The 23,787-nt window shown below is 39.1% G+C and carries 24 protein-coding genes; 10 read left to right on the top strand and 14 right to left on the bottom strand.

Annotated features, from left to right (window positions below; all coding sequences use genetic code 11):
• Nucleotides 1-34 precede the first annotated feature (34 nt).
• Entirely contained in the window at nucleotides 35-1,138 is a 1,104-nt protein-coding gene (locus tag I6F47_RS09150) for a phosphoribosylaminoimidazolesuccinocarboxamide synthase (RefSeq protein ID WP_024606992.1), read from the bottom strand.
• Between the two features lie 178 nt (nucleotides 1,139-1,316).
• Here I6F47_RS09150 and I6F47_RS09145 point away from each other — a divergent pair, with 178 nt between their 5' ends.
• Genes I6F47_RS09145 through I6F47_RS09130 form a run of 4 tightly spaced genes read left to right on the top strand, consistent with a single transcriptional unit; the run spans nucleotide 1,317 to nucleotide 4,858 of the window.
• On the top strand, nucleotides 1,317-2,387 hold the full coding sequence (locus I6F47_RS09145; protein ID WP_007581950.1) for a CDP-glycerol glycerophosphotransferase family protein: 1,071 nt from the start codon (nucleotides 1,317-1,319) through the stop codon (nucleotides 2,385-2,387).
• A 7-nt stretch (nucleotides 2,388-2,394) separates the two neighbouring features.
• Nucleotides 2,395-3,093: an ABC transporter ATP-binding protein gene (locus I6F47_RS09140; RefSeq protein ID WP_007581947.1), complete on the top strand. Its 699-nt coding sequence runs from the start codon at nucleotides 2,395-2,397 to the stop codon at nucleotides 3,091-3,093.
• Nucleotides 3,090-4,343, top strand: coding sequence for an ABC transporter permease (locus I6F47_RS09135; RefSeq protein ID WP_197183722.1), 1,254 nt, complete (start codon nucleotides 3,090-3,092; stop codon nucleotides 4,341-4,343). The genes I6F47_RS09140 and I6F47_RS09135 overlap by 4 nt, the downstream gene beginning before the upstream one ends.
• A 14-nt stretch (nucleotides 4,344-4,357) precedes the next feature.
• Complete coding sequence (locus tag I6F47_RS09130; RefSeq protein WP_197183721.1) at nucleotides 4,358-4,858, top strand: DUF3299 domain-containing protein; 501 nt, start codon at nucleotides 4,358-4,360, stop codon at nucleotides 4,856-4,858.
• Nucleotides 4,859-4,959: 101 nt separating this feature from the next.
• On the opposite strand, the gene mutM is transcribed toward I6F47_RS09130, so the two are convergent.
• Both mutM and I6F47_RS09120 read right to left on the bottom strand, forming a co-directional pair.
• A complete protein-coding gene (mutM, locus tag I6F47_RS09125; RefSeq protein ID WP_121954795.1) occupies nucleotides 4,960-5,769 on the bottom strand; it encodes a bifunctional DNA-formamidopyrimidine glycosylase/DNA-(apurinic or apyrimidinic site) lyase in 810 nt (269 codons plus the stop codon).
• A 14-nt stretch (nucleotides 5,770-5,783) separates the two neighbouring features.
• A complete protein-coding gene (locus I6F47_RS09120; RefSeq protein ID WP_121954796.1) occupies nucleotides 5,784-6,284 on the bottom strand; it encodes a hypothetical protein in 501 nt (166 codons plus the stop codon).
• 118 nt (nucleotides 6,285-6,402) lie between these two features.
• On the opposite strand from I6F47_RS09120, the gene I6F47_RS09115 reads away from it, so the two are divergent.
• Entirely contained in the window at nucleotides 6,403-7,329 is a 927-nt protein-coding gene (locus tag I6F47_RS09115; protein ID WP_007581938.1) for a manganese-dependent inorganic pyrophosphatase, read from the top strand.
• A 199-nt stretch (nucleotides 7,330-7,528) separates the two neighbouring features.
• On the opposite strand, the gene rpmG is transcribed toward I6F47_RS09115, so the two are convergent.
• The 3 genes from rpmG to radC form a co-directional block, all read right to left on the bottom strand.
• Nucleotides 7,529-7,684, bottom strand: a complete 156-nt coding sequence (rpmG, locus tag I6F47_RS09110; protein WP_004335545.1) for a 50S ribosomal protein L33 — start codon at nucleotides 7,682-7,684, stop codon at nucleotides 7,529-7,531.
• Nucleotides 7,685-7,695: 11 nt separating this feature from the next.
• Nucleotides 7,696-7,932 carry a 50S ribosomal protein L28 gene (gene rpmB / locus I6F47_RS09105; protein WP_004335549.1) on the bottom strand — a complete coding sequence of 79 codons (237 nt, stop codon included), beginning with the start codon at nucleotides 7,930-7,932 and terminating at the stop codon, nucleotides 7,696-7,698.
• Between the two features lie 274 nt (nucleotides 7,933-8,206).
• Nucleotides 8,207-8,881, bottom strand: a complete 675-nt coding sequence (radC, locus tag I6F47_RS09100; protein ID WP_007581936.1) for a RadC family protein — start codon at nucleotides 8,879-8,881, stop codon at nucleotides 8,207-8,209.
• A gap of 144 nt (nucleotides 8,882-9,025) precedes the next feature.
• On the opposite strand from radC, the gene coaBC reads away from it, so the two are divergent.
• The 4 genes from coaBC (at nucleotide 9,026) to I6F47_RS09080 (ending at nucleotide 15,183) form a co-directional block, all read left to right on the top strand.
• A complete protein-coding gene (gene coaBC / locus I6F47_RS09095) occupies nucleotides 9,026-10,219 on the top strand; it encodes a bifunctional phosphopantothenoylcysteine decarboxylase/phosphopantothenate--cysteine ligase CoaBC (RefSeq protein WP_197118525.1) in 1,194 nt (397 codons plus the stop codon).
• Nucleotides 10,220-10,331: 112 nt separating this feature from the next.
• Nucleotides 10,332-10,919 carry a nucleoid occlusion factor SlmA gene (gene slmA / locus I6F47_RS09090; RefSeq protein WP_007581932.1) on the top strand — a complete coding sequence of 196 codons (588 nt, stop codon included), beginning with the start codon at nucleotides 10,332-10,334 and terminating at the stop codon, nucleotides 10,917-10,919.
• Nucleotides 10,920-11,059: 140 nt separating this feature from the next.
• Nucleotides 11,060-13,828 carry a S9 family peptidase gene (locus I6F47_RS09085; RefSeq protein WP_197183720.1) on the top strand — a complete coding sequence of 923 codons (2,769 nt, stop codon included), beginning with the start codon at nucleotides 11,060-11,062 and terminating at the stop codon, nucleotides 13,826-13,828.
• Nucleotides 13,829-14,079: 251 nt separating this feature from the next.
• Nucleotides 14,080-15,183, top strand: coding sequence for a GGDEF domain-containing protein (locus I6F47_RS09080; protein WP_197183719.1), 1,104 nt, complete (start codon nucleotides 14,080-14,082; stop codon nucleotides 15,181-15,183).
• A gap of 2 nt (nucleotides 15,184-15,185) precedes the next feature.
• Here I6F47_RS09080 and I6F47_RS09075 read toward each other — a convergent pair whose 3' ends face one another.
• Nucleotides 15,186-16,370 carry an NAD(P)/FAD-dependent oxidoreductase gene (locus I6F47_RS09075; RefSeq protein WP_197118505.1) on the bottom strand — a complete coding sequence of 395 codons (1,185 nt, stop codon included), beginning with the start codon at nucleotides 16,368-16,370 and terminating at the stop codon, nucleotides 15,186-15,188.
• Between the two features lie 328 nt (nucleotides 16,371-16,698).
• Between I6F47_RS09075 and I6F47_RS09070 the strand changes: the two genes are divergently transcribed.
• Nucleotides 16,699-18,825 carry a S8 family peptidase gene (locus I6F47_RS09070; RefSeq protein ID WP_197183718.1) on the top strand — a complete coding sequence of 709 codons (2,127 nt, stop codon included), beginning with the start codon at nucleotides 16,699-16,701 and terminating at the stop codon, nucleotides 18,823-18,825.
• A 104-nt stretch (nucleotides 18,826-18,929) separates the two neighbouring features.
• Here the strand turns inward: I6F47_RS09070 and I6F47_RS09065 are convergent, their stop codons facing one another.
• The 7 genes from I6F47_RS09065 to rplU all read right to left on the bottom strand — a co-directional run bounded on the left by I6F47_RS09065 (nucleotide 18,930) and on the right by rplU (nucleotide 23,673).
• Complete coding sequence (locus I6F47_RS09065; protein WP_007586078.1) at nucleotides 18,930-19,403, bottom strand: peroxiredoxin; 474 nt, start codon at nucleotides 19,401-19,403, stop codon at nucleotides 18,930-18,932.
• Nucleotides 19,404-19,591: 188 nt separating this feature from the next.
• Complete coding sequence (gene galU, locus I6F47_RS09060) at nucleotides 19,592-20,476, bottom strand: UTP--glucose-1-phosphate uridylyltransferase GalU (protein WP_007586080.1); 885 nt, start codon at nucleotides 20,474-20,476, stop codon at nucleotides 19,592-19,594.
• Between the two features lie 292 nt (nucleotides 20,477-20,768).
• Nucleotides 20,769-21,146 carry a DUF3718 domain-containing protein gene (locus tag I6F47_RS09055; RefSeq protein WP_007586082.1) on the bottom strand — a complete coding sequence of 126 codons (378 nt, stop codon included), beginning with the start codon at nucleotides 21,144-21,146 and terminating at the stop codon, nucleotides 20,769-20,771.
• 78 nt (nucleotides 21,147-21,224) lie between these two features.
• Nucleotides 21,225-21,716, bottom strand: a complete 492-nt coding sequence (gene folA, locus I6F47_RS09050) for a type 3 dihydrofolate reductase (RefSeq protein WP_024590638.1) — start codon at nucleotides 21,714-21,716, stop codon at nucleotides 21,225-21,227.
• Nucleotides 21,717-21,789: 73 nt separating this feature from the next.
• Nucleotides 21,790-22,947 carry an Obg family GTPase CgtA gene (cgtA, locus tag I6F47_RS09045; RefSeq protein ID WP_007586086.1) on the bottom strand — a complete coding sequence of 386 codons (1,158 nt, stop codon included), beginning with the start codon at nucleotides 22,945-22,947 and terminating at the stop codon, nucleotides 21,790-21,792.
• Between the two features lie 140 nt (nucleotides 22,948-23,087).
• Nucleotides 23,088-23,345, bottom strand: coding sequence for a 50S ribosomal protein L27 (gene rpmA, locus I6F47_RS09040; protein WP_002957747.1), 258 nt, complete (start codon nucleotides 23,343-23,345; stop codon nucleotides 23,088-23,090).
• 16 nt (nucleotides 23,346-23,361) lie between these two features.
• Nucleotides 23,362-23,673, bottom strand: coding sequence for a 50S ribosomal protein L21 (rplU, locus tag I6F47_RS09035; protein WP_002957748.1), 312 nt, complete (start codon nucleotides 23,671-23,673; stop codon nucleotides 23,362-23,364).
• Nucleotides 23,674-23,787 lie beyond the last annotated feature (114 nt).

Raw genomic sequence — 23,787 nt, 5'->3', positions numbered from 1 at the left:
CTTAGTTACTGGCTTTGTTAGCACTTAAGTACTGCTATTTAACAATTAATCCGTAATCGTTATCTAAAATAGTAATGACTTCTTGACGAGGATCTTCAGGGATCACAATATCTTTACCTACAATTTTGCTCGCTATGCCAACATAGGTATTTGACACTTCAAGCATTACTGATTCTGGTAAAATATAATCTTTTGCTAATTGCTCACGCTCACTCATGCGATCTTTATTTAATAATACGTCGCTCTCTGGCACATTATTAATAAGTAATTGGCGAAAACCTTCTTTAGAATTTTCAACAATTTTACCATTTTTGTATGCAGCTTCATCCCAAATACGTGACGAATCAGGCGTGCCTACTTCATCAATATATATAAGCTGTTGCGCGCCATTTAAATCCTCTACATAACCAAACTCAAACTTTGTATCTACAAAAATTTGGTTAAGCTTCGCTAGCTCATCACTAATTAATTTAAAACCTTCAACTAACAGTTTTTCGTATTTGGTTACGTCATCTGCCGATTTAAAGTTAAATACATCTAAGTTATTAGTAATGTTAGCGCGAGTAATATTTACATCATCAACTGGCGGAATATCAGCAACGCCTTCAATAATACCTTTTGTTGATGGCGTAATTAAAACGTTATCAAGCTTTTGGTTCGCTTTTAAACCTTCTGGCAAGTCAATACCACAAAAGTTACGTATGCCTTTAGCGTAGTCACGCCACATGCTACCCGTAATATATTGGCGAGCAATTGCCTCTACTTTTACTGTACTGGCTTTGCGTACAATCCACACATACGGATGCGGAATATCAACAATATGATTACCCGCTAGGCCTGCTTTATCAAATAACTTAAACCAATGGGCTGCCACTGAGTTTAAAGCTATACCTTTACCCGGTACGCCATTTAAACCATTTTCGCCTTGCCAAATGCAATCAAATGCAGAAATTCGATCTGAAATAACCATAATAGCAAGCTCAGTACCTGTCGGTACTTGGTAGCCTTTGTCTTTAATTAATCGCGCGCTGTCTTCATCAGTTAACCAATAAACTGAACGAACTTTACCGCTGTGTACTTCACCTTTGGTACGAATGGGTAAATCATCGTTTACGTCTAAAACTTTATAGCTAGTCATGCTATCTCCGGGGTTAGGGATGCTCTTTGAGCAAAGTATGGTATGGGGTTATATGGATTGTATAATAATCTAGCCAACCTCAAAGCTCAATCGGATGCTTAAAACAAATAAAGGCATATATTTATAAGCGAGTCGCAATGGGGTAAACTTAATGTGCTAACCAGCCTGAGGAGATAGCTTGAACTACTTAACTGCCACTAAAAATAAAAAATACTTAATGTATATTTCTCAGAATTATTCATACGCTATCTTGAGACCTTTGCAGGCGCAAATATTGGCACATGGTGGTGAAGTACGCTGGTTTTTAGCGGGTAGCGAAGTAAACCCCGATTTTTTAACCACAAACGAGCAGCGTTTACATACCATAAAAGATGTTAAAAGCTGGATTCCAAACATTACATTTATACCGGGTAATATAGTACCTAGCTTTATTCCAGGTAAAAAAGTAGCTGTATTTCATGGTTTTAATTCTGAAAAGCGTAGCTCTGAAGGTAATCGTGGTCATTTTACTATTCGTGGTTGTTACGATTTATATTGTACGCAAGGCCCAAATACAACAACCCGATTTAAAGAGCTAGCTAAGCAGCATGGTTTCTTTAAAGTAACTGAAACTGGCTGGCCAACACTCGATCCACTTTTTAGCAATACTTCAAATAATCCTTATGTAAGTGACGACCCTCGCCCTACTTTACTTATATGCTCTACTTTCTCACGAAAGCTATCACTTGCTCCTAAATTATATGAGCAAATAAAACATTTTAGTGAACAAGGTAAGTGGCGTATTTTGATGCAGTTTCATCCTAAAATGCCTGCCGAATGGGTTAATAAATACAAAGCGCTGAGTAACGAAAGTCTAACATTTATTGAAACCGATAACGTTTTGCCGTTATTGCAAGCTGCCGATGTTATGCTGTGCGATACATCGTCAGTTCTTTTAATGTTTTTACTACTACGTAAACCGGTAGTCACGTTTTGTAATCAAAAACCACTTCCTCATTTACTTGATATTACCGACGCAGATGAAGTAGAAGCAGCTATTGAACACGCGCTTACTAAACCTAGTGATTTAATGCAAAATATTAAAAGCTATTGCCAGGAACTTCATCCGTATACCGATGGTCAATCTAGCCAACGCGTATTAAATGCAGCTAATGAATTTTTACAAAGTAACGAAAAACTAAAACCCAAGCCATTAAATATAATAAGACAGCTAAAAATGCGCAAAGATCTAAACTACTGGGGTTGGTAACGAGATAATGATCAACCTAAAAAACGTAACTTTTAAGTGGCATAAAAGCGATAGCTCACCCACGCTCAACATAAAAGAGCTAGTTATCGAAAAAGGTGAGCATATTTTTTTACACGGTCCTAGTGGCTCAGGTAAATCGACCTTATTAGCGATTCTTGCTGGCATTAATACAGCCACTAGCGGTGAGGTATCAATTTTAGACAAAAACCTAACTACATTAAGCAATACTACCCGTGATGTTTTTAGAGCGGATCACATTGGCTACATTTTTCAAAACTTTAACCTGCTTCCTTATTTAACTCCCATTGAAAATATAACGCTTGGGTGTGAGTTTTCAAAAAGCCGAAAACAAAAAATATTAAAGCAATCATCAAATAAAAGCTCTGCCTTACAAAAAGAAGCGATGCGGTTATTAAATGCTTTAGGCCTTACTGCGCAGTATCACCATAAAGATGTAGCGACATTGAGTATTGGACAGCAACAGCGCGTTGCTGCAGCTCGCGCATTTATAGGCAGCCCTGAATTAATAATTGCTGATGAGCCCACATCTGCACTCGATACAAATAACCGTGAGAGCTTTATAAAGCTACTGTTTGAACAAGCAAAGTTATCTAATAGTACGCTGGTATTTGTGAGCCACGATGAAACACTAAAGCCTTTATTTGACCGCTCCATTGACCTTATAAGCTTGCAGGAACAAGTATGATTCTCGCTAAACTTGCTTACAAAAGCTTATTAAACCGCCGCGCAAGTGTACTGCTTACATTATTTACTATCGCAATTAGTGTAATGCTACTTTTAAGTATTGAACGTGTACGAATTGATGCTAAAAGTAGTTTTAGTAATACTATTTCGGGCACTGATTTAATTGTTGGTGCGCGTACCGGCGACATACAGTTGCTGCTTTCGTCAGTATTTAGAATCGGCCATACTAATAACGGCGTAAGCTGGAAAAGTTATGAATACATAACAAGTCAGCGAGGCGTAAAATGGAGCATACCTATAAGCCTAGGCGACAGCCATAAAGGCCAAGCGGTACTAGGCACAACACTTGATTACTTTAGCCATTATCGCTTTGCAAAAAAACAAAACTTAACCTTTAACAAAGGCCACCCTTTTGCTGCAATTAACGAAGTGGTGCTAGGTAGTGAAGTTGCAAATAAATTAGGTTATAAACTTAACGACTCTATTGTTATATCGCACGGTATGGGGAACACCAGTTTTCATCATCATGACGATAACCCATTTAAAGTCGTCGGTATTTTAAACCCAACAGGCACGCCAGTTGATAAAACGCTGCATATTCCTTTGGCTGCAATCGATTTAATTCACGGCGGTAAAGCGAGCCTTGAGCATGAGCATGAGCATGAGCATGACGAACATAACAACCTAGTCGGTCACCCAAAGCAAATTACAGCATTTTTAATGGGATTTAACTCGCCTTTGTACACATTACAAATTAGGCGCAATATAAATCAATATAAGCCAGAAGCCCTGCTTGGTATTATGCCAACCGTAACACTTAAAGAGTTATGGGAAATGCTCGCCATAGTAGAAAAAATACTGTTGCTATTCTCAGCTGTTGTCGTGTTAGTAAGCCTACTTGGCATGTTAACGACATTGCTCGCAAACCTGAGTCAGCGACGTCGCGAACTTGCTATATTGCGCTCGGTAGGCGCTCGCCCTTGGCATTTATTTACACTTATAAGTATTGAGTCACTACTGACCACTTTACTTGGTTGCCTAGCAGGTAGTGTGCTTTACTATTTAGCTATTTTTTCAGCCGGCGGTTACTTACAAAGCCATGCCGGTATAAGCGTAAATATCACAATGCTCTCTTACTATGAACTGGGCTTAATCGGGGTTATTATGGCCGCAGGTTTTATTATTGGCTTAATACCCGCTACTCGCGCTTATTTTTATTCACTCAGCGATGGCATGAGTATAAAAGCATAATTTTTAGGTATTTTATGACATTTTTTAAAACAGCTTTTCAATACATTGCTGCTATTAGCTTATTATTTATAAGCGTAGCGAGTTATGCTAATCCACCAAAAGAAATTTTTTGGGAAGACTTAATCCCTAAAAACCACGTGCAAATAGACACTCAAGCACAAGCTAATCACGAAGGTAGTGATCAAAACTGGGTGCAACCCGATTTAGATGCTCCAGTGGTAAAGGCACTTGATGGCCAATCGGTGAGTTTGCCTGGTTTTGTTGTGCCACTTGAGGGCGATAGCGAAGTAATTACCGAGTTTTTACTCGTTCCTTATTTTGGCGCCTGTATACACGTACCACCACCACCGCCAAATCAAATAGTCCATGTAACAATTAAAGGTGGAGTACCAATAGATAGCCTATACGACGCAATTGTTGTAACTGGAATAATAAGTACACAAACGTGGTCGGGCGAAATCGCGCAGGTAGGATATAAAATGAAAGCGGTCGGTGTAGCACCGTTTGAGCTTTAAAATTAAGGGCCCGCTTTTAAAGCTGGCCCTTAAATCTCATTAAATTTAGAATCGATAAAATTTACATAACTAAATATTCAAATAACTAGATAACTAGATAACTACTTTTGGCAATTTGAGCAAAAAATAGTACTGCGCTGCCCCAATCTAATTTCTTCTAATTCGTTTTCACACGTCATACATGGCTTGCCTTTGCGCCCATATACTAATAACTCTTGAGCAAAATACCCTGGCTTACCATCACTTTGTGCAAAGTCTTTAAGCGTTGTACCACCTTGTATTATAGCCGCAGCAAGCGTGTCCTTTATAATAGGGATAAGTGCTTGATAACGTTTGAGCGATACTTTTCCCGCTTCTCGCTTTGGATGTATACCCGCTTTAAATAACGATTCATTCGCGTAAATATTACCAACTCCAACAACCACTGCGTTATCCATAATAAACTGCTTTACGGGTACTTTTTTATTGCGCGATTGTTCGTACACGCGTTTAGCAAAAAAGTCATCGGTAAGCGGCTCAGGGCCAAGCTTAGAGAGTAGCTTATGCACTTCACCTGGCTCTTGCCATAAGCAGCAACCAAAGCGACGAGGATCGTTTAAGCGCAGTGCTTTACCGTTGCCAAAAATAAACTCTACATGGTCATGCTTTTTAAGCGGCTCACTTTTATCTACAACACGTAAATTACCTGACATACCCAAATGTAAAATAGTGCTCCCAAGCTCACAGTGTAAAAGTAAGTATTTAGCTCGTCGTTCAATACTAGTAACAATTAGCCCTTCAAGCTGATACACGTCATCAGGCACTGGCCAGCGCATACTGGCATTGTAAATATTTACCTTAGTAACTACTTGGTTTTGTACGTGGGGAGTGATGCCCATTCGGCTCACTTCTACCTCTGGTAATTCAGGCATTAATTAGACTCACTTTATGAAAAATCAAAACTAGGAAATAACTGCTGTGCAGTTTTTAAATCGAGTGCGAGTATTCGTTGGCTACTCTTTTCGAGTAAGTAATATTGCCCATCGCCTTTATAAAGCAAATAAACCCAAGGTAAACTCTCGCCAGCCAACTCAAATGCAGCAACATATAAAGGCTCATTAGGATTAAAAACAACAGATTCGTTAACGCCCATTAACTGCGCGCTTTGCCACTGATTAATTAAATCACTAAGTTGCTGCTCAGAGGCTTGCCACACAAGCGGTATGTCTTTTTGTAGTGGGGTTGTACGCCAGCTTGTTCCTATTCGCTCAATTTTTTGATCAACAAATTGCAGTGTCAGTACAAAACTTTGCTGGGGGAGTACGGCTTGTAATGTTGGTTTATCCTCCCCTCCCAAAAGTTGCTTATGCCAGCCATTTAAGAAGAAGATCATAATCAACATCGAAAATATTATAACGTTGTTCCAACCTTTACGGCCCAGTCGCATATTAATACACCTAGTAAATTCAAGATTTTAAAGTGTAACTAAAACTTAATTGCGCTGTCTATATGTTAAAGGCCGCAGACTTTGTTAGAATATCGGCAAATTTAAAGGAGTTCCGTCAATGTCTATGTATGTAGTGGGCCATAAAATCCCAGATTCAGATTCTATTTGTGGTGCAATTGCACTGGCTTATTTAAAAAACCAAATCGATGAGCCAGCAATTCCAACTCGTCTTGGTGAAATATCACCTGAAACTCAATTTATCCTTGATAAATTTGGCTTCGAAGCACCAGAGCTTAAATTAAGCTACGCGGGTGAAGATGTGTATATTGTAGATCACACAGAAAAAACACAAGCACCCGATGATATCGACCAAGCTCGCGTTGTTGGCGTGGTAGATCACCACAAATTAGGTGACTTAACATCATCTACTCCGCTTGAATGTTGGATTCGTCCTGTTGGTTGTTCAAACACCATTATTAAAATGATGTACGACTTCTACAGCGTAGAAATCCCTAAAGACATCGCGGGTATTATGATGTGTGCAATTTTAAGCGACACAGTCATATTTAAATCACCAACATGTACCACTGCCGATATTAAATGTGTTGAAGCGCTAGCTGAAATTGCAGGCGTAGAAGACTTTAAAGAATTGGGTATGGATATGTTTCGCGTTAAATCTGCGGTAGAAGACACACCAGCACGTGATTTAGTAATGCGCGACTTTAAAGATTTCAACATGAACGGTAACCTAGTAGGCATTGGCCAACTAGAAGTAATCGACCTTGCTGTTTTTGACGATATTAAAGCAGACCTTGCAGCCGATATTGCTAAGCTAAAAGTTGAGGGTAATCGCCACTCTGTATTTTTACTACTTACCGATATAATGAAAGAAGGCTCAGAAATGCTAATTGTATCTGACGATGCAAACTTAGTTGAGCAGGCTTACGGTGTAAAACCAGAGAATGATAAAGTATGGTTAGATGGTGTACTGAGCCGTAAAAAGCAAGTAGTACCACCACTACAAGATGCATTCACAAAAATCTAATGATACCAATTTTATTAAAAACATGATTATTTTATCGCATTAAATAGCTCACTAATTTAATGCTATTGGTATAACGTTTTTTGATTTAAAAGCCTTGTTGGTTATGCCAACGAGGTTTTTTATATCAATTCACTAATCATATTTTTAAAAACAAAAAACCCAGCCTAGGCTGGGTTTTTAAATTCTAAAAGAACTAAAATTACTTAATTTTAGCTTCTTTAAAAAGAACATGTTTACGAATCTTTGGATCAAACTTTTTGATTTCCATCTTCTCAGGCATGTTACGTTTGTTTTTGTCAGTAGTGTAGAAAAAACCAGTACCGGCAGTTGAAACTAAACGGATTTTATCGCGCATGATTCAGATCCTTAAACTTTAACGCCGCGAGCACGGATTTCTGTAAGAACCGTGTCGATGCCTTTTTTATCGATAATACGCATACCTTTAGTAGTAGTGCGTAATGTTACAAAACGTTTTTCACTTTCAACCCAAAAACGGTGTGTTTGTAGGTTAGGTAGGAAACGACGTCTAGTCGCGTTTCTCGCGTGTGAACGGTGATTACCAACCGCAGGACGCTTACCTGTAACTTGACATACTTTAGACATGTCTATATATCTCCAATAACTTCGCTCGAGCTTAATTTAATCTAAGGCCGTGTATTTCCGCCCTAGAGATAAATCGAAGGGCGCTCTTTATACAGCTTTTACAGGCAAAGATCAAACACTGATCTATCCAATCAGCTCATATATGTAAATTTGATAGCGGCTAATTATAAAGATCGAATGCCCTTAGGGAAAGTAAAAACTGCATTTAAATTAAACTAATTTGCCAAAACACGTTAAACAGCTCATTTTTAACACACTTCTGTATCTAACAAAGCTAAATCAGGCCTCGCTCGGCAAACGAAACACACGTTTCTCCACCAACAATGATGTGATCGAGCACACTTATGTCGACCAATTGCAGTGCTTGCTGCAATTTATTAGTAATAAGTTTGTCTGCTTGGCTCGGTTCTGCAATACCACTTGGATGATTATGCGCAAAAATAACAGCGGCTGCATTATTTTTAAGCGCAGCCTTTACCACTTCACGCGGATAAACACTGGCAGAATTAATTGTGCCATAAAAAAGTATTTCATCTTTTACTAATCTATTTTGGCTATCTAGGTATAACACCATAAATACTTCTTGTTGTAAGCCCCGCATTTGAATGGTCAGGTAATCGTAAACTGAGTTTGGCGAATTAAACACGGCGTCTCGTTGGCAACGCTCCTGCATATAACGTTGGCTTAGCTCTAACACAGCTTGTAGCTGAACATACTTAGCGGTCCCTAACCCCTTTTGAGAGCAAAACTCCTCAATGCTAGCATTAAACAAATTATGAAGTGTTTTATTCTCGTTTAATAAATGCTGAGCCAACTCAATTACATTCATTCCCGGTAACCCTGTTCGTAAAAATATGGCAAGAAGCTCTGCGTCAGTCAGCGCCTTAGCCCCCTTTGCTATGAGCTTTTCACGAGGTCGAAGTGAGTTTGGTAGTGAAGTAAGTTGCATTATTCATCCTTGAGAGGCGAAAGTGTCTTATAAATGTAATGCAAATTTGAAATTTAGCCTGTTATTTCGAATTAAAAAACTTCGCTGTATGGGTAAAGATTTGTTATTTTAAGCCCAATATTTAATAAAAACTGATGAACATCCATGACTAACTTAACAAACAAAAAAATTGTACTAGGTATTACCGGCGGTATTGCAGCTTATAAATGTGCAGAACTCGTTAGGCGATTAAAAGACTCTGGTTGTGAAGTAAAAGTAGTTATGACTGAATCAGCTAAACACTTTATTACACCACTGACCATGCAAGCCGTTAGTGGAGAAACAGTCTCTGACTCATTACTAGACCCTTCTGCTGAAGCTTCAATGGGGCATATTGAATTTGCAAAATGGGCTGACTTAATTTTAGTTGCTCCAGCGACGTGTAATATTATTGCTAAAATGGCAGCCGGCATTGCTGACGACCTACTAACAACGTTACTACTAGCAACGCCTGCAAAAGTCGCAGTTGCGCCAGCCATGAACCAGCAAATGTATGCACACGCAGCAACACAAGCTAATTTAGCCACATTAAAAGCACGTAACGTACTTATTTGGGGCCCAGGTAAAGGTGAGCAAGCCTGTGGCGATATAGGCGCTGGACGCATGTTAGAGCCACATGAGCTAGTTGCGCTATGTATAGCAAAAGAGCAACCGCAATTACTTGCAGGAAAAACAATTACAATAACAGCAGGCCCAACGCGTGAGCCTCTCGATCCGGTACGTTTTATATCAAATCACAGTTCAGGAAAAATGGGTTATGCACTGGCAGAGGCCGCTTTGCAACTCGGTGCTACGGTTAATTTAATTTCGGGTCCAGTCACTATAAAAGCCCCTACTGGCGTAAACCTTATCAATATAGAAAGCGCTGAGGAGCTATTAACTGAGTCACTTACCTATGCACCACAATCAGATGCTTTTATAGGTTGCGCTGCTGTTGCGGATTATCGAGCTGCAAACATTGCGACTCAAAAAATGAAAAAACAAGGCGACGAACTCACCCTTACTTTAACTAAAAACCCTGACGTAATTGCAGCTATTGCAAACCTTACACAAAACCGCCCCTATACGGTTGGATTTGCCGCCGAAACTCAAAATGTAGAAAGCTATGCTAAAGGTAAACTAAAGAATAAAAATCTAGATATGATTTGCGCTAATGACGTATCAAAAAGTGGCTTAGGGTTTAATTCCGATCATAATGCTTTAACACTGTACTGGCATAATGAACAACTAGAATTACCAACTACAAGTAAAATAGAAATAGCTCGCAAGGTGATCGAACAGCTGGCTAAACATCTATAAAAAGGCTGGAAACAAACTGAATAAAACATTAACATACGCCAATCATTTGAACAAAAAAATGACTAGGGTTCTTAACTGCGCCACTAAGAATAACTAATAAAAAGGAATGTTCATGCCTGCGACAAAAAGAAGTAATCGCAAAGAGCAAATACTGCAAGCACTCGCACAAATGTTAGAAACTAATTTAGGACAACGCATCACCACAGCAAAACTAGCTGCTGAGGTGGGTGTGTCTGAAGCCGCGCTGTATCGTCATTTTCCGAGCAAAGCGCGTATGTTTGAGGGCTTAATTGAGTTTATTGAAGATACCCTTTTATCTCGTATAAATATTATTATTGAAAACGAAAAAGAAAGCCAAACGCGCATTTATAACATTCTATTATTACTTCTAACCTTTGCTGAAAAAAACCCAGGTATCACGCGTATTTTAACTGGCGACGCATTACAAGGTGAGCAGGAACGTTTACGCGAGCGGGTACAAAGTCTGTTTGAAAAATTAGAAACTCAGTTTAAACAAGTACTTCGTGAGCGTAAATTACGTGAAGGTAAAAACTTTCAAAGTGATGAGCTTACACTTGCAAACTTTTTACTTGCCTACGTTGAAGGCAAAATGAATCAGTTTGTACGTAGCGACTTTAAAGCAAAGCCAAGTGTTCAATTTGAAAAACAATGGCTTGAGCTACAAAAAATTTGGCTGTAATGTTTGCTAAATTAATAAATTAAATACCAAAAAACGACCTACGGGTCGTTTTGTCGTATGTAGCTGCCATTTAACTGATCCGCTCGAATTATGAACCAAACTCGTTACAATGAAACAATGTCATAATACGAGAATCAATAATGAAAACAAAACTCACCTTATTAAGCACGGCACTCGTTGCCAGCTTAACTAGCACCGGCATACACGCCAAAGAATCGCTACAATTTAAAGACGTTTTTAGTTTTAAATCAGCTAAAAGCACGCAACTATCTGACAATGGTCAAGTACTCACTTTTAGTGCAACGCCGTATCGTGGAAATGCAACTGGCCAAGTTTACTCACTACAAAGCAATACTCTCATCGCAGAAGTAGAGCGCGGCACTAAACCTCATATTAATAAAGCCGCTAACTGGGTCGCTTTTACACAAGTACCTACCTTACTTGAAAAAGAAACAACCAAGAAAAAAGATACCCTTAAAAACAATCTGGTACTCGTAAACACACAATCAGGTGCCCAACAAAGCTTTGCTGATGTAAAAGATTACACGTTATCTGATGACGGTATGTGGCTTGTTTATCGTTTGAATAAAAAAGACGATGACGCAAAAGTAGAAGATAAAACCGATAGCACTAAAAACGAAGAAGACAACGCTATCACGCCCGATAAAAAAGATAAGAGCTATGCGCTTGTTATCGTAAATTTATCTGATAAACGCACCCATACAATAGAAAACGTATTTAGCTATGCTATTAACTCAGCCAACAGCCAGCTATTAGTGAGTCAAAGTTACAGCGATGGTAATAACAACCAAATAGCGTTAATTGAGCTAAGTGACTTTAATAGCAGCGTATTAATTGATGAACCAGGCGTAATCGCAAATAAAATAGCGTGGCACCCAACTGACAATATTGCAGCGTTTACATTGGGTAACTATGTAAATGATGACACGCGCCGTCGTAGCTACACTTTACAGCTATATAAAAACGAGAAGCTTGCAACTATAGATTCACCGAATAAAGCATGGACGTTAGGGAAAACAGCCACCCTTGAATGGTCAGAAAATGGCGAGCGTTTATATTTTGAAAACCATCCAAAGCTTGCTGCTAAAGTTAAGGCTAAAGAATATACTGATGAAGCCTCATTGTACGACTTTGATACCATACGTGAACATAAAGGTTTAGATGTATGGCACAACAACGATGCGCAAATAAAACCGCGTGAAGAGCAGCAATGGAACGAAGTTAATAAAAATCGCCATTACAGTGCGGTGTATCACGTTAACTCGCAAAAAGTGGTACAGCTAAGTACCACTAATATGCCTGAGGTTGCACTAAACCCTCAGCGAGATGTGTCTTTACTTGGTTCATCTAACATCCCCTACCTAGAAAAAATAATGTACGGCGGTTTTTTTGCTGATTACTTTGCAGTAAATATAAACACCGGTAAACAAACTCCAATTATTAGTAACTATCCGTTTAGACCGAGCCTTGCCCCTAATGGTGAGTTTGCGACTTATTTTAGCGATAGCCAAATACAGCTAAAAGATTTAAAAAACAATAAAGTAACACCGCTTACAAAAGCGATTCAGGCAACCTTTGCTGATGATAAACACGACTACCCATCTATTCAACCTGGTTATGGTTTTGCTGGTTGGATGACCGATAGCAGCCAAGTGCTTGCTTATAGTAAATACGATATTTGGGCGTTTGATGTAAAAACTAAGCAAGCTAAACGCCTAACTAATGGTAAGCAAAGCAATACGCAGTACCGTGTTATTAAGCTTGATAAAACCCAAGTGGGCTTTAAAAAAGGCGATACATTACTTGTCTCTGCTATTAACTTACAAACTAAACAAAGCGAAGTGGCAAAGCTCAACTTAACCACTAACACAATAACTAACGTGCTTAGCGGTAATAAACGCTTTGATGTAGTTAAAAAAGCCAAAAAGGCTGACAAGTACTTGTTCACCTCGCAAACTTATAGCCAATTTCCTGATTACTACCAAACAGATTTTAGCTTTAGCGCACCAAAACAAGTGACCACCCTAAACCCACAAATTAGTAATTTTGCATGGGGAGAAAAGCCAGAACTAATAAGCTATAAAGGCTTTGATGGCGAAGATTTACAAGGCGTACTAATAAAACCAGCGGGCTATAAAAAAGGCGATAAAGTACCTGTGGTTGTGTATTTTTATCGTTATATGAGTCAACGCATGTTTGATTTTCCAAAAATGGAATTAAACCATCGCCCTAATTTCCCTATGTTTACCTCAAACGGCTATGCGGTATTTTTACCTGATATTCGTTTTGAAATAGGTCACCCTGGTAAATCGTCAACGCAAACCATGATAAACGCCACCCAAAAATTAATAGATTTAGGCATAGCCGACCCAGATAAAATAGGCTTACAAGGTCACTCTTGGGCAGGTTATCAAAGTGCGTTTATGATAACCCAAACAGATATGTTTAAAGCGGTTGTATCTGGCGCGCCAGTATCAAACATGACAAGTGCTTACAGTGGCATACGTTTAAAATCGGGTCTTGCTCGTCAGTTTCAATACGAAACAGGACAAAGCCGTATTGGCAAAAACTTATTTGAAGCACCAGAACTTTATATAGAAAACTCACCAGTATTTTTTGCAGACAAAGTTAATACGCCTATCTTAATAATGTCTGGCGACAAAGACGATGCAGTACCTTGGCATGAGAGCGTGCAGTACTACTTAGCTCTGCGCCGTGCAGGAAAAGATGCTACATTTTTACAATACGAAGGTGAACCACACCACTTGAAAAAGTTTCCTAATCAGGTCGATTTTTCAGTACGTATGATGCAGTACTTTGATCATTACTTAAAAGGCAAACCAGCTGCAAAGTGGATGACACAAGGCGAGGCATTTCTAGAGGAATAGATATAACATTTATTCAGAGCTCTACGTAAGCGATAACGTTGAGCTCTGCGTCAATTAAATCAAGGCGAGGCATATTACATTTAAGTAATCAGTCACTACCTAGTCCTTCATACCTTTGAAAAATGCTGTAATGATCTTTAAACTTTTATAAACACCACCGTATATAAGCGTTTTAATCAAAGTAAAAAACTATAATAAAAGCCTAATATAAGTAATAATCACTAAATTCAGAGGTTAAAGAGTCGTTCATTATGCTAGGTTTTTGGTACAAAGAGTTTCCACAATACCCAAAAGACCATAAGGATTTTTGGCGTACTCGCTTAATAGCTCACTCTTTACTAATAACTACATGTTACTTTTTAGCTTTAACACTCCTCAATCTTTTTTATTTTGAAAGCTATGACATTGCTTTAATTGATGCCTTAGGACTTACGATATCGTTAGGTATTTATACTTGGTTTAATAAAACAGCCAACGTAAATGCAGCAGCGTGGGCTGTTACCCTTATGGTCGTTAGCTTAATAATGATGTTTGTGGTTTCTGTAGGTGGGCATGCGCATTCTTTATTTTGGGCAACGTTAATCCCGCCTTTTAGCTTTTTTTTAGTTGGAAGAAACTGGGGAAGCCTATTTAGTGCAGTCGCCTTTACTATTTGTGCGTATCTTGTGTATTTACAACAACAGCAAACTGTAACAATTGGCTTAGGCTCTTTATTTAATCTCATAGAGGTAAGTCTTGCTCATATTTTAATTTTTAGATTTTACGAAAAAACACGGTTTTCGGCATACACTCGATTATCTATCCGTAACTTAGAAATTCAACACTTAGCAGAAACCGATAAGTTAACGGGGCTTTATAACAGGCAAAAATTTGATTTTGAATTATCACAGTTAATTGCTAAAAACGACGTTTTTAAAACCCCGCATTGCTTACTTATTTGCGATATAGACCACTTCAAAAATATAAACGATACCTACGGGCATTTAGTTGGCGATAACGTACTCACTGAATTTTCTAAAATATTAAAAATGCGTATGGGAAATGATGCACTTATTGCGCGATGGGGTGGAGAAGAATTCACTATTATTTTATCGAACACCTCTTTAAATGATAGCGCTAAAAAAGCTGATGACCTGAGAAAATATATTGCCGAAAACACCATTACAAATATAGCATTTACTATAAGTGTTGGGTTAGCAACGATACAAAAAGACGATACAGTGCTAAAACTATTGGAGCGGGCTGATACAGCGCTATATAAGGCTAAAAATAATGGACGCAATAAAGTATGTGTTAGCGATAACGATTCAACCGTTATCGCTCAATCAACTTACTTAAATGGGTCTATAGCCTAAACTTAAGCGTACTGCCCACAAGCAAATCCACAGCTCCAAGCATACTGGAAATTGTAGCCCCCTAACCAACCCGTTACGTCAGTTACTTCGCCTATAAAGTATAGGCCTTTAGCTTTTTTAGCTTCAAAGGTTTTTGAGCTCAACTCGTCGGTATCTACACCGCCCAATGTTACCTCAGCAGTACGATAGCCCTCGGTCCCATTAGGCTTTATTTGCCACGCATGAATATAATTTACTAACTCATCTATTTGGGCATGTGTAAGCTGATTAATATTACAATCTGGTATCGCTTTGCTTTCGTGCAGTATTTCTATAAAGCGTTTAGGTAAAATAGTCGCAAGGCTATTTTTTAACGACTTTTGGGCTTGTGTTTCACGCCAATCAGCAAGTTGCTGCCTTAAATCAATTTCAGGTAATAGGTTTATAGTTACAGCCTGCCCTGCTCGCCAAAATGAGCTTATTTGCAATATTGCAGGGCCCGATAACCCTCGGTGAGTAAAGAGGATATTTTCTTTAAATACGGTGCCGTCTTCGCTTGAAACTTCACATGGAATACTAATTCCCGAAAGCCCTTCAAAACGCTCTTTATCGTGCTGGTGCAAAGTAAATGGTACAAGTGCTGCCATGGTTGGTAACACGCTTAAGCCAAACTGCTCTGCAATTTTATAGCCTATTGGTGTAGCCCCTAGTTTTGGCATAGTTAAGCCACCTGATGCTATAACTAACGACTCACAGGTTAAGGTTTCTTGCTCTGTGGTAACGCTATAGCCGGTTTCGGTTTTTGATACGCTGATCACTTCACTGCGTAGCTTTATATTTACTCCGGCCCACTCACATTCGGTTAGTAAAATATCAACAATGTCTTGTGCATTGTTATCGCAAAAAAGCTGGCCTAGTGTTTTATGGTGATACGCCAAGCCATGTCTGTCCACCAGCTCAATAAAGTCATGCTGTGTATAACGACTTAAGCATGATTTAACAAAATGAGAGTTTGTGCATAAGTAGTTATCCGGGGTTGCATTTTCATTTGTAAAATTGCAACGCCCACCACCACTTATTAAAATTTTACGACCTGGTTTTTTTCCCATATCAAGTACTGTAACGCTTCGGCCACGGTATCCAGCTTGCGCTGCACACATTAATCCTGCTGCTCCCGCACCTATTACAATTACATCTACTTGGGTCATTTATTTATCTCATTAAAAAATTTGCTCGATTATAGCAAAGTTTAATAGCTAACAACGCAGCATTTGAATTATTAGTAATAACACAACAAAAACGCATCAGTAATAAGTGGGGAATAATTACCCTCACAATAAAACAATCCTTTATGCTTATTTTTAATTTATATTACAAATACTAAACAACGAGTAAACCGCTAAAAACCTGGGTTATAACTAAATGAAAGAGGTACATAATAAATTGATATTTTAACCTAGTTAACAGATCGTTTACTTTTGTTCCCGCATCGTGATCTTATATCACGAAATAATAAATAAAAATCTAGGGATAATTATGACAACTAGTAAAATTTTTAAAAGATGCGCAATTGCAATTACAGTTAGTACGCTTTTTGCAGCAACATCTGGCATGGCTCAATCAGTTTCAAGTTCAATGGCTGAAACATCTGCTAAACTACAAAGCCAAGGCAGTTTCGAAACTCAGTTCATTATTAAATATAAAAATAATAACGAAATGGCGAGCCTCTCAACTGCAGACGCAAGCCCGTCTAGCATGAAAAAGCGCGCACAAAGCTTTGTTAAAAACTTCGCTTCTAAAAAAGGCAAAGTAAAAGCAAAATACATTCGTGCAATGGCACTTAATAACCATCACGTAATGCGTGCTGATAAAAAATTAAGTACAGCAGAAGCGCAAGAATTTATGCAAGAAATGGTTGATTCAGGCAATGTGGAATACATTGAAGTGGATCAAATGTTAAAGCCGTTTTCAACTCCTAACGACCCTCGCTTTGATGACCAATGGCATTACTACGAGCAAGCCGGTGGTTTAAACTTACCGACGGCATGGGATACCGCAACGGGTAGCGGTGTAGTTGTAGCCGTACTAGATACAGGTTACCGCCCACATGCCGATTTAAATGCTAACATTTTACCGGGTTACGATATGATCTCTAACCTATCGGTAGCTAACGATGGCGGTGGTCGCGATAGCGATGCACGTGATCCTGGTGATGCAGTTGCTGCGAATGAATGTGGTACTAACGGTGCACAAAACTCTAGCTGGCACGGCACGCACGTAGCCGGCACAGTTGCTGCGGTAACCAATAACGGCGAAGGCGTTGCAGGCGTAGCTTATAACGCAAAAGTAGTGCCTGTTCGTGTACTTGGTAAGTGTGGTGGTTTAACCTCAGATATTGCAGATGGTATTATTTGGGCATCTGGTGGAAGTGTTTCAGGCATTCCTGCCAACTCAAACCCTGCAGATGTAATAAACATGAGTTTAGGCGGCAGCGGTTCATGTAGCTCTACAACTCAAAATGCAATTAACACAGCACGCAGTAACGGCACTGTGGTAGTTATTGCTGCAGGTAACGATAACGATAACTCGGCAAACTACAACCCAGGTAACTGTAATGGTGTAGTAAACGTAGCATCAGTAGGTCGTAATGGCGGTCGAGCTTATTACTCAAACTACGGTAGTAATATTGATGTTGCAGCACCGGGTGGCGCGCAAAGTTTTGCAAACGACTCTGAAGGTGTTCTATCAACTTACAATTCAGGTTCGTCTACACCTTCAAGCGACAGCTACGGTTATTCGCAAGGTACATCAATGGCTGCGCCTCACGTAGCAGGTGTTGCGGCACTTATTAAGCAAGCAAAACCAGATGCAACGCCTGACGAAATAGAAAGTATTTTAAAATCAACAACCCGTTCGTTCCCTGCTACATGTACTAGCTGTGGTACGGGTATTGTTGATGCAGCCGCAGCTGTTGCAGCAGCAAGTGGCGGCACTACTCCGCCTACAGGCGGTGATAGCAAGCTTATTAATGGTGAAGCTAAAACAGGTTTAAGTGGGGCTGCAAATGCACAAGCGTTTTACACTATGACCATACCAAGCGGTGCAACTAACGTAACATTCACTATGAGTGGTGGTACTGGTGATGCTGATTTATACGTACGTGCGGGCAGTAAACCTACAACTACTACCTATGACTGTCGCCCTTATAAAGGCGGTAATAGCGAAGAGTGTTCTATTGATAACCCTACTGCGGGAACTTACCACGTAATGCTTAACGGCTACTCTGCGTATTCAGCTGTGAGCTTGGTAGGTAATATTACTGGTGGTTCATCGTCTGGTGGCGGTACAGGCACTCCACAAGCTGGCGGAGGCACTATAAGCGATGTGACAGCCAATACTGGTCAGTGGAAACATTACACGTTAGATGTACCTGCAGGAATGAGTACGTTTACAGTAACAACGTCGGGTGGAAGTGGCGATGCAGACTTATTTGTAAAATATGGCAGCCAACCAACAACCACTACGTACGATTGTCGCCCTTATAAAAATGGCAACGCAGAAACATGTACATTTACCAATCCACAAGCAGGTACTTGGCACTTAAGTGTTAACGCCTATAGCACTTTCTCTGGTTTAACACTTAGCGGACAATACCAACCGTAATTTGAAATTTGAGCCGTAAATAAAAAACCGATGTTGTTTCCAACATCGGTTTTTAAATAGTAAGTAGCTGATTAATTAAAGCTAAAACCTACACTTTATTACTGTTATAGCTTCTCTAGTACTGATTCTGCGCGGCTTACAACAAACTCTTTGTCTTGCTCTACAAATAAACCAGTTACTACTGCATTTTCAACAATCATAGCGTAACGCGTTGAACGTAAACCACCAAAACTAGCGGTATCTTTATCAAGCCCTAACGATTTAGTGAAACTTCCATCGCCATCGGCAAGCATGGTAATTTCTTGCGCGTTTTGCGAGTCGCCCCATGCTTTCATAACAAATGCGTCATTAACAGATACACAGTAAATAGCATCAACACCTTTTGCTTTAATTTTATCAGCAAGAGTAATAAATTCAGGTAGATGTGCATTTGAACACGTTGGTGTAAATGCACCTGGCACTGCAAATAACACGACTTTTTTACCTTCAAACAACTCTTTATTTGTAAGAGATTGCATACCGTCGTCAGTTAATTGCGTTAACGTAACCGATGGTAATTCTTGGCCTTGCTCAATCATGGTGGTTCCTTTAAAAGATCAATACAGAATAAGTAACAATCATACTACGTAACCTATTACAGTGTAGGTAAAGTGTAACTAACTTAGTAACTCAGAGTAGTCTAGCAAAGGTTTATAGACCGAGTTCACTACATTTTATGAAAACTATTTTAGCTTCTATAGTTTTCATAAAATTTATTGCTCTGTAGTTAAGGTAAATTCAAATCATTTATAAAGCGAGAAAAGTCATTACCTAACTTTTTATCCCGCATGCTGTACTCTACAATTGCTTTTAAATAGCCTAACTTATCTCCGCAATCGTGAGAGCGACCACTCATATGGAATGCTTCAACGGTTTCTTGTGCCATTAATGCGTCAATAGAATCTGTAAGTTGTATTTCACCGCCAGCACCTACAGACGTTTTTGCGAGTAGAGGCCAAATATTCTTACTCAGTACATATCGCCCTACAACAGCAAGATTTGAAGGTGCTAAATCTGCATCAGGTTTTTCAACCATTGCTTTAATTGCAGCACTTTTACCTGGCATTAACTCAACACCGTTTATATCAGCAATACCATATTTACTAACGTCTTCTTTAGCTACTGGCTCAAGCATTATTTGACTTGCTTGAGTTTCTTTAAAGCGTTTAATCATGGCCGCTAAGTTTTCAGTTTTTTGGTCCGCTGTATAAGCATCAAGTATCACGTCTGGCAGGAGTACGACAAAGTTATCGTCACCAACTATTGGCTTAGCACACAAAATAGCATGCCCTAGCCCTTTAGCTTCACCTTGGCGTACACTCATAATAGTTACATCAGGCGGACAAATAGAGCGAATCTCATCTAATAAAGCACGTTTAACACGTTTTTCAAGAGTAGCTTCTAGCTCGTAACTTGTATCAAAATGGTTTTCGATTGCATTTTTAGAGCTGTGTGTAACTAATACAATATCTTTAATACCGGCAGATACACATTCGCTGACAATATATTGAATTAGAGGTTTATCAACTATAGGGAGCATTTCTTTTGGAATAGCTTTTGTCATAGGGAGCATTCTCGTCCCTAAGCCTGCTACTGGAATTACAGCTTTCATATCTATCCTTAGTGATTAAGTTTGTAAATAAACTAGCAGATACAAAATAGATACCAGCTGAATAAAGTTACCTCTTTTGAAGAAGTAAATTTGAAGCTGCTTTTAAAATGAAGACTCTACACTTTAGGAATATAAAATAGATAGGTAAATAGTGAACTTATTAATGATTTTGTTAGGGGTGAGATTACATTAGCTAAATAAAAAAGCCTGAGATTGTTATTAGTAACAACTTCAGACTAATCAATATTTAACAATACCTTACTGAAGGTAGAGTTATAAAACCTTTTTATAATTAAAGACCAGCGCGATCTTTAATTACTGCAATAAGTGGTGAGCTAGCAAAGTTGCCTTCAGCCCAAGCAATATCAGCACCATCTGTTAGAGCACTTTTTGATAAGTTTTTAACTATATACTCACCAGTATCCACTGCATTACTAGCAACAGCATGGCGTAATAAGTTATTACCATTACATTGTACTGCATCATAAATATTACGAATTTTTACACGAGAGCTTTTAAGCTTGCTGCGTAATCGGTTTTTATCGTCTGCCGCAATATATTCACAAATAGATACTGCTAATTGATCTTCAGCATTTGCAGGTGCTGTATACGAAAAAGAACTTACAGCGACAACAGCAGTAAGTGCAACTAGCTTTGGTAATTTAAACATGACAAACCCTTTATAATACTTTGTTCTTATATAGACTATCAAATATTATATCAATCTATCAAAAATTACGCAATAATGTTAATGTTCTTTATACAAAGTTACGAATTTATAACTAGATTTGTTTTTTTCATCAGGGAGGTTTTCTTGCTCTTCTTTCACGTCCCAATTAGCAACTTTATTGTAATCAGGAAACTGTGTATCGCCTTTAATATCTAAATCAATAAAGGTTAAATACAAGCGTTCTGCTTTTGGTAAAAATTGCTCATAAATATTACCGCCACCAATAATCATTACTTCTTCAACAGCACAAACCAGTTCTAGTGCGGCCTCTGGTGTGGTTACCACTTCAATACCCTGTGCAGTATATTCGCTGTTTCGAGTAATAATAATATTACGACGCCCAGGTAAAGGACGGCCTATTGACTCAAAAGTTTTACGACCCATGATCACAGGTTTACCCGTAGTTATTTTTTTAAAATGCTGAAGATCCGCAGGTAAATGCCATGGCATTTTATTATCTAGGCCAATTACACGGTTATTTGCCATTGCTGCAATCATTGAAATTATCATAATAAACACCTAGTACTTTATTCTTAAACAAAGAAAAAGGAGCATAAGCTCCTTTTTAATAAATTCTATTTAATTAACGCTCGTAGACAACTTCTACGTCGTAATCGTCTTCATCCCAGTCGTCCCAATCATCATCATTGCCTTTACCTTTAGTGGCTTTTTCATGATAGGTATCCCACTTGAATTCAACTTCTTCATCTTCAACTTGTACAAACTTCTCTTTAGGCATGCTATCAAGTAATGTCATTATGTTGTGGATTAAAGGTTGAGTATTAAGTTTATTAATTGCTGAAATGTGATAAATATTTTCAGTTTCGCCCAGCTCTTCTGCAATCGCTTCGCATAGCGCTTTTGCTTCATCTTCTGGTAATAAATCTATTTTATTAAACACTAACCAGCGCGGCTTTTCTGCTAATTTAGGACTGTATTGGTGTAGCTCGTTAATAATCGAGAATGCATTATCAACAGGGTTTGAACCATCTACCGGCATTACATCAATAATGTGCAATAACACACGACAACGCTCTAAATGCTTCAAGAAGCGAATACCTAGGCCTGCACCATCAGATGCACCTTCAATTAGACCCGGAATATCGGCTATAACAAATGATTTATTTGCTTCTGGACGTACCACACCTAAATTAGGAATAAGCGTCGTGAATGGGTAATCAGCTACTTTTGGTCTTGCTGCAGATACACTGCGGATAAACGTAGATTTACCTGCATTTGGTAATCCTAGTAAGCCTACATCAGCTAATAATAGTAACTCTAACTTTAAGTTACGTACTTCACCGGGTGTGCCCAATGTTTTTTGACGAGGTGCTCGGTTAGTACTTGATTTAAAACGTGCATTCCCCAAGCCGTGGAAACCACCTTTTGCAACCAAAATTCGTTGACCATCTTGAGTTAAGTCGCCAAGTCCCTCTTGGGTATCAACATCCATGATGCGCGTGCCTACAGGCACCATAACAAATAAGTCATCGGCTTTTCGGCCTGTACAGTTACGGCTACGACCGTTAGTACCACGTTCAGCTCTATGAAAGCGCTCAAACTGATAATCAATTAGGGTATTTAAGTTTTCATCAGCTTGTAGATAAACACTACCACCGTCTCCACCGTCACCGCCGTCTGGTCCACCATCTGGAACATATTTTTCACGACGGAAAGACACGATGCCGCTGCCACCGTCTCCAGCTTCTGCGCGAATTTCTACTTCATCTACAAACTTCATGATTACTCACTTTAGGGATTGGCTTGTTTAATAACTCTATTATATACCCAAGCCAACACAAATGCAGGCTTGGGTATATATTTTGACTGACTACAAAACAAAAAACCCCGCAAAGGCGGGGTTTTTAACTACCTTACTGATTACTCAGTTACGATAGTTACGTATTTACGGTTTAAAGGACCTTTTTGTTCAAACTGAACTTTACCATCTGCTTTTGCGAAGATAGTGTGGTCTTTACCGATACCTACGTTAGTACCAGGGTGGAAACGAGTTCCACGCTGACGAACAATGATGCTACCCGCTAGAACTGATTCGCCACCAAAACGCTTAACACCTAGGCGTTTGCTTTCTGAATCGCGACCGTTACGAGTACTACCAGCTGCTTTTTTATGTGCCATTTCTAAGTACCTCTAATTAAGCGCTAATGCTAGTGATTTTAACTTCAGTGAACCATTGACGATGGCCCATTTGCTTACGAGAATGCTTACGGCGTCTAAATTTAACAACCTTAATCTTCTCACCGCGACCATGTGAAACAACCTCAGCTGTTATCTTGCCACCGTTTACGAACGGTACACCGATCTCGATTTTCTCACCATCAGCAACTAAAAGTACTGAATCAAATTCTACTGCCGCACCAGTTTCAACGTCTAATTTTTCAAGACGAATCGTTTGACCTTCAGTCACACGATGCTGTTTACCACCACTTTGGAAAACCGCGTACATAATTAACTCCGTCTGTGCACCCTCAAATCGGCGCAACTAAAATATTCTTCGATAGGGCGCGAAGTTTACGCTAACGCGAAATAACTAGCAAGCCTATTTTGTAATTAAAATGAA

The sequence above is a fragment of the Pseudoalteromonas sp. NZS37 genome (genome assembly GCF_015864265.1).
Classification (GTDB): domain Bacteria; phylum Pseudomonadota; class Gammaproteobacteria; order Enterobacterales; family Alteromonadaceae; genus Pseudoalteromonas; species Pseudoalteromonas arctica.
Note: the sequence above shows the minus strand (reverse complement) of the source record. Positions and strands in the feature narration are given on the sequence as shown.

What these genes read in the sequence shown, in the direction of transcription:
- radC (WP_007581936.1), bottom strand. Translation starts at nt 8,881, where the DNA reads ATGCAACTTACTTCACTACCAAACTCACTTCGACCTCGTGAAAAGCTC.
- I6F47_RS09065 (WP_007586078.1), bottom strand. Translation starts at nt 19,403, where the DNA reads ATGATTGAGCAAGGCCAAGAATTACCATCGGTTACGTTAACGCAATTA.
- I6F47_RS09055 (WP_007586082.1), bottom strand. Translation starts at nt 21,146, where the DNA reads ATGTTTAAATTACCAAAGCTAGTTGCACTTACTGCTGTTGTCGCTGTA.
- I6F47_RS09120 (WP_121954796.1), bottom strand. Translation starts at nt 6,284, where the DNA reads ATGCGACTGGGCCGTAAAGGTTGGAACAACGTTATAATATTTTCGATG.
- I6F47_RS09070 (WP_197183718.1), top strand. Translation starts at nt 16,699, where the DNA reads ATGACAACTAGTAAAATTTTTAAAAGATGCGCAATTGCAATTACAGTT.
- rpmB (WP_004335549.1), bottom strand. Translation starts at nt 7,932, where the DNA reads ATGTCTAAAGTATGTCAAGTTACAGGTAAGCGTCCTGCGGTTGGTAAT.
- I6F47_RS09135 (WP_197183722.1), top strand. Translation starts at nt 3,090, where the DNA reads ATGATTCTCGCTAAACTTGCTTACAAAAGCTTATTAAACCGCCGCGCA.
- coaBC (WP_197118525.1), top strand. Translation starts at nt 9,026, where the DNA reads ATGACTAACTTAACAAACAAAAAAATTGTACTAGGTATTACCGGCGGT.
- I6F47_RS09150 (WP_024606992.1), bottom strand. Translation starts at nt 1,138, where the DNA reads ATGACTAGCTATAAAGTTTTAGACGTAAACGATGATTTACCCATTCGT.
- I6F47_RS09130 (WP_197183721.1), top strand. Translation starts at nt 4,358, where the DNA reads ATGACATTTTTTAAAACAGCTTTTCAATACATTGCTGCTATTAGCTTA.
- I6F47_RS09140 (WP_007581947.1), top strand. Translation starts at nt 2,395, where the DNA reads ATGATCAACCTAAAAAACGTAACTTTTAAGTGGCATAAAAGCGATAGC.
- I6F47_RS09115 (WP_007581938.1), top strand. Translation starts at nt 6,403, where the DNA reads ATGTCTATGTATGTAGTGGGCCATAAAATCCCAGATTCAGATTCTATT.
- folA (WP_024590638.1), bottom strand. Translation starts at nt 21,716, where the DNA reads ATGATAATTTCAATGATTGCAGCAATGGCAAATAACCGTGTAATTGGC.
- galU (WP_007586080.1), bottom strand. Translation starts at nt 20,476, where the DNA reads ATGAAAGCTGTAATTCCAGTAGCAGGCTTAGGGACGAGAATGCTCCCT.
- mutM (WP_121954795.1), bottom strand. Translation starts at nt 5,769, where the DNA reads ATGCCTGAATTACCAGAGGTAGAAGTGAGCCGAATGGGCATCACTCCC.
- I6F47_RS09080 (WP_197183719.1), top strand. Translation starts at nt 14,080, where the DNA reads ATGCTAGGTTTTTGGTACAAAGAGTTTCCACAATACCCAAAAGACCAT.
- I6F47_RS09075 (WP_197118505.1), bottom strand. Translation starts at nt 16,370, where the DNA reads ATGACCCAAGTAGATGTAATTGTAATAGGTGCGGGAGCAGCAGGATTA.
- rpmG (WP_004335545.1), bottom strand. Translation starts at nt 7,684, where the DNA reads ATGCGCGATAAAATCCGTTTAGTTTCAACTGCCGGTACTGGTTTTTTC.
- rpmA (WP_002957747.1), bottom strand. Translation starts at nt 23,345, where the DNA reads ATGGCACATAAAAAAGCAGCTGGTAGTACTCGTAACGGTCGCGATTCA.
- rplU (WP_002957748.1), bottom strand. Translation starts at nt 23,673, where the DNA reads ATGTACGCGGTTTTCCAAAGTGGTGGTAAACAGCATCGTGTGACTGAA.
- I6F47_RS09085 (WP_197183720.1), top strand. Translation starts at nt 11,060, where the DNA reads ATGAAAACAAAACTCACCTTATTAAGCACGGCACTCGTTGCCAGCTTA.
- slmA (WP_007581932.1), top strand. Translation starts at nt 10,332, where the DNA reads ATGCCTGCGACAAAAAGAAGTAATCGCAAAGAGCAAATACTGCAAGCA.
- cgtA (WP_007586086.1), bottom strand. Translation starts at nt 22,947, where the DNA reads ATGAAGTTTGTAGATGAAGTAGAAATTCGCGCAGAAGCTGGAGACGGT.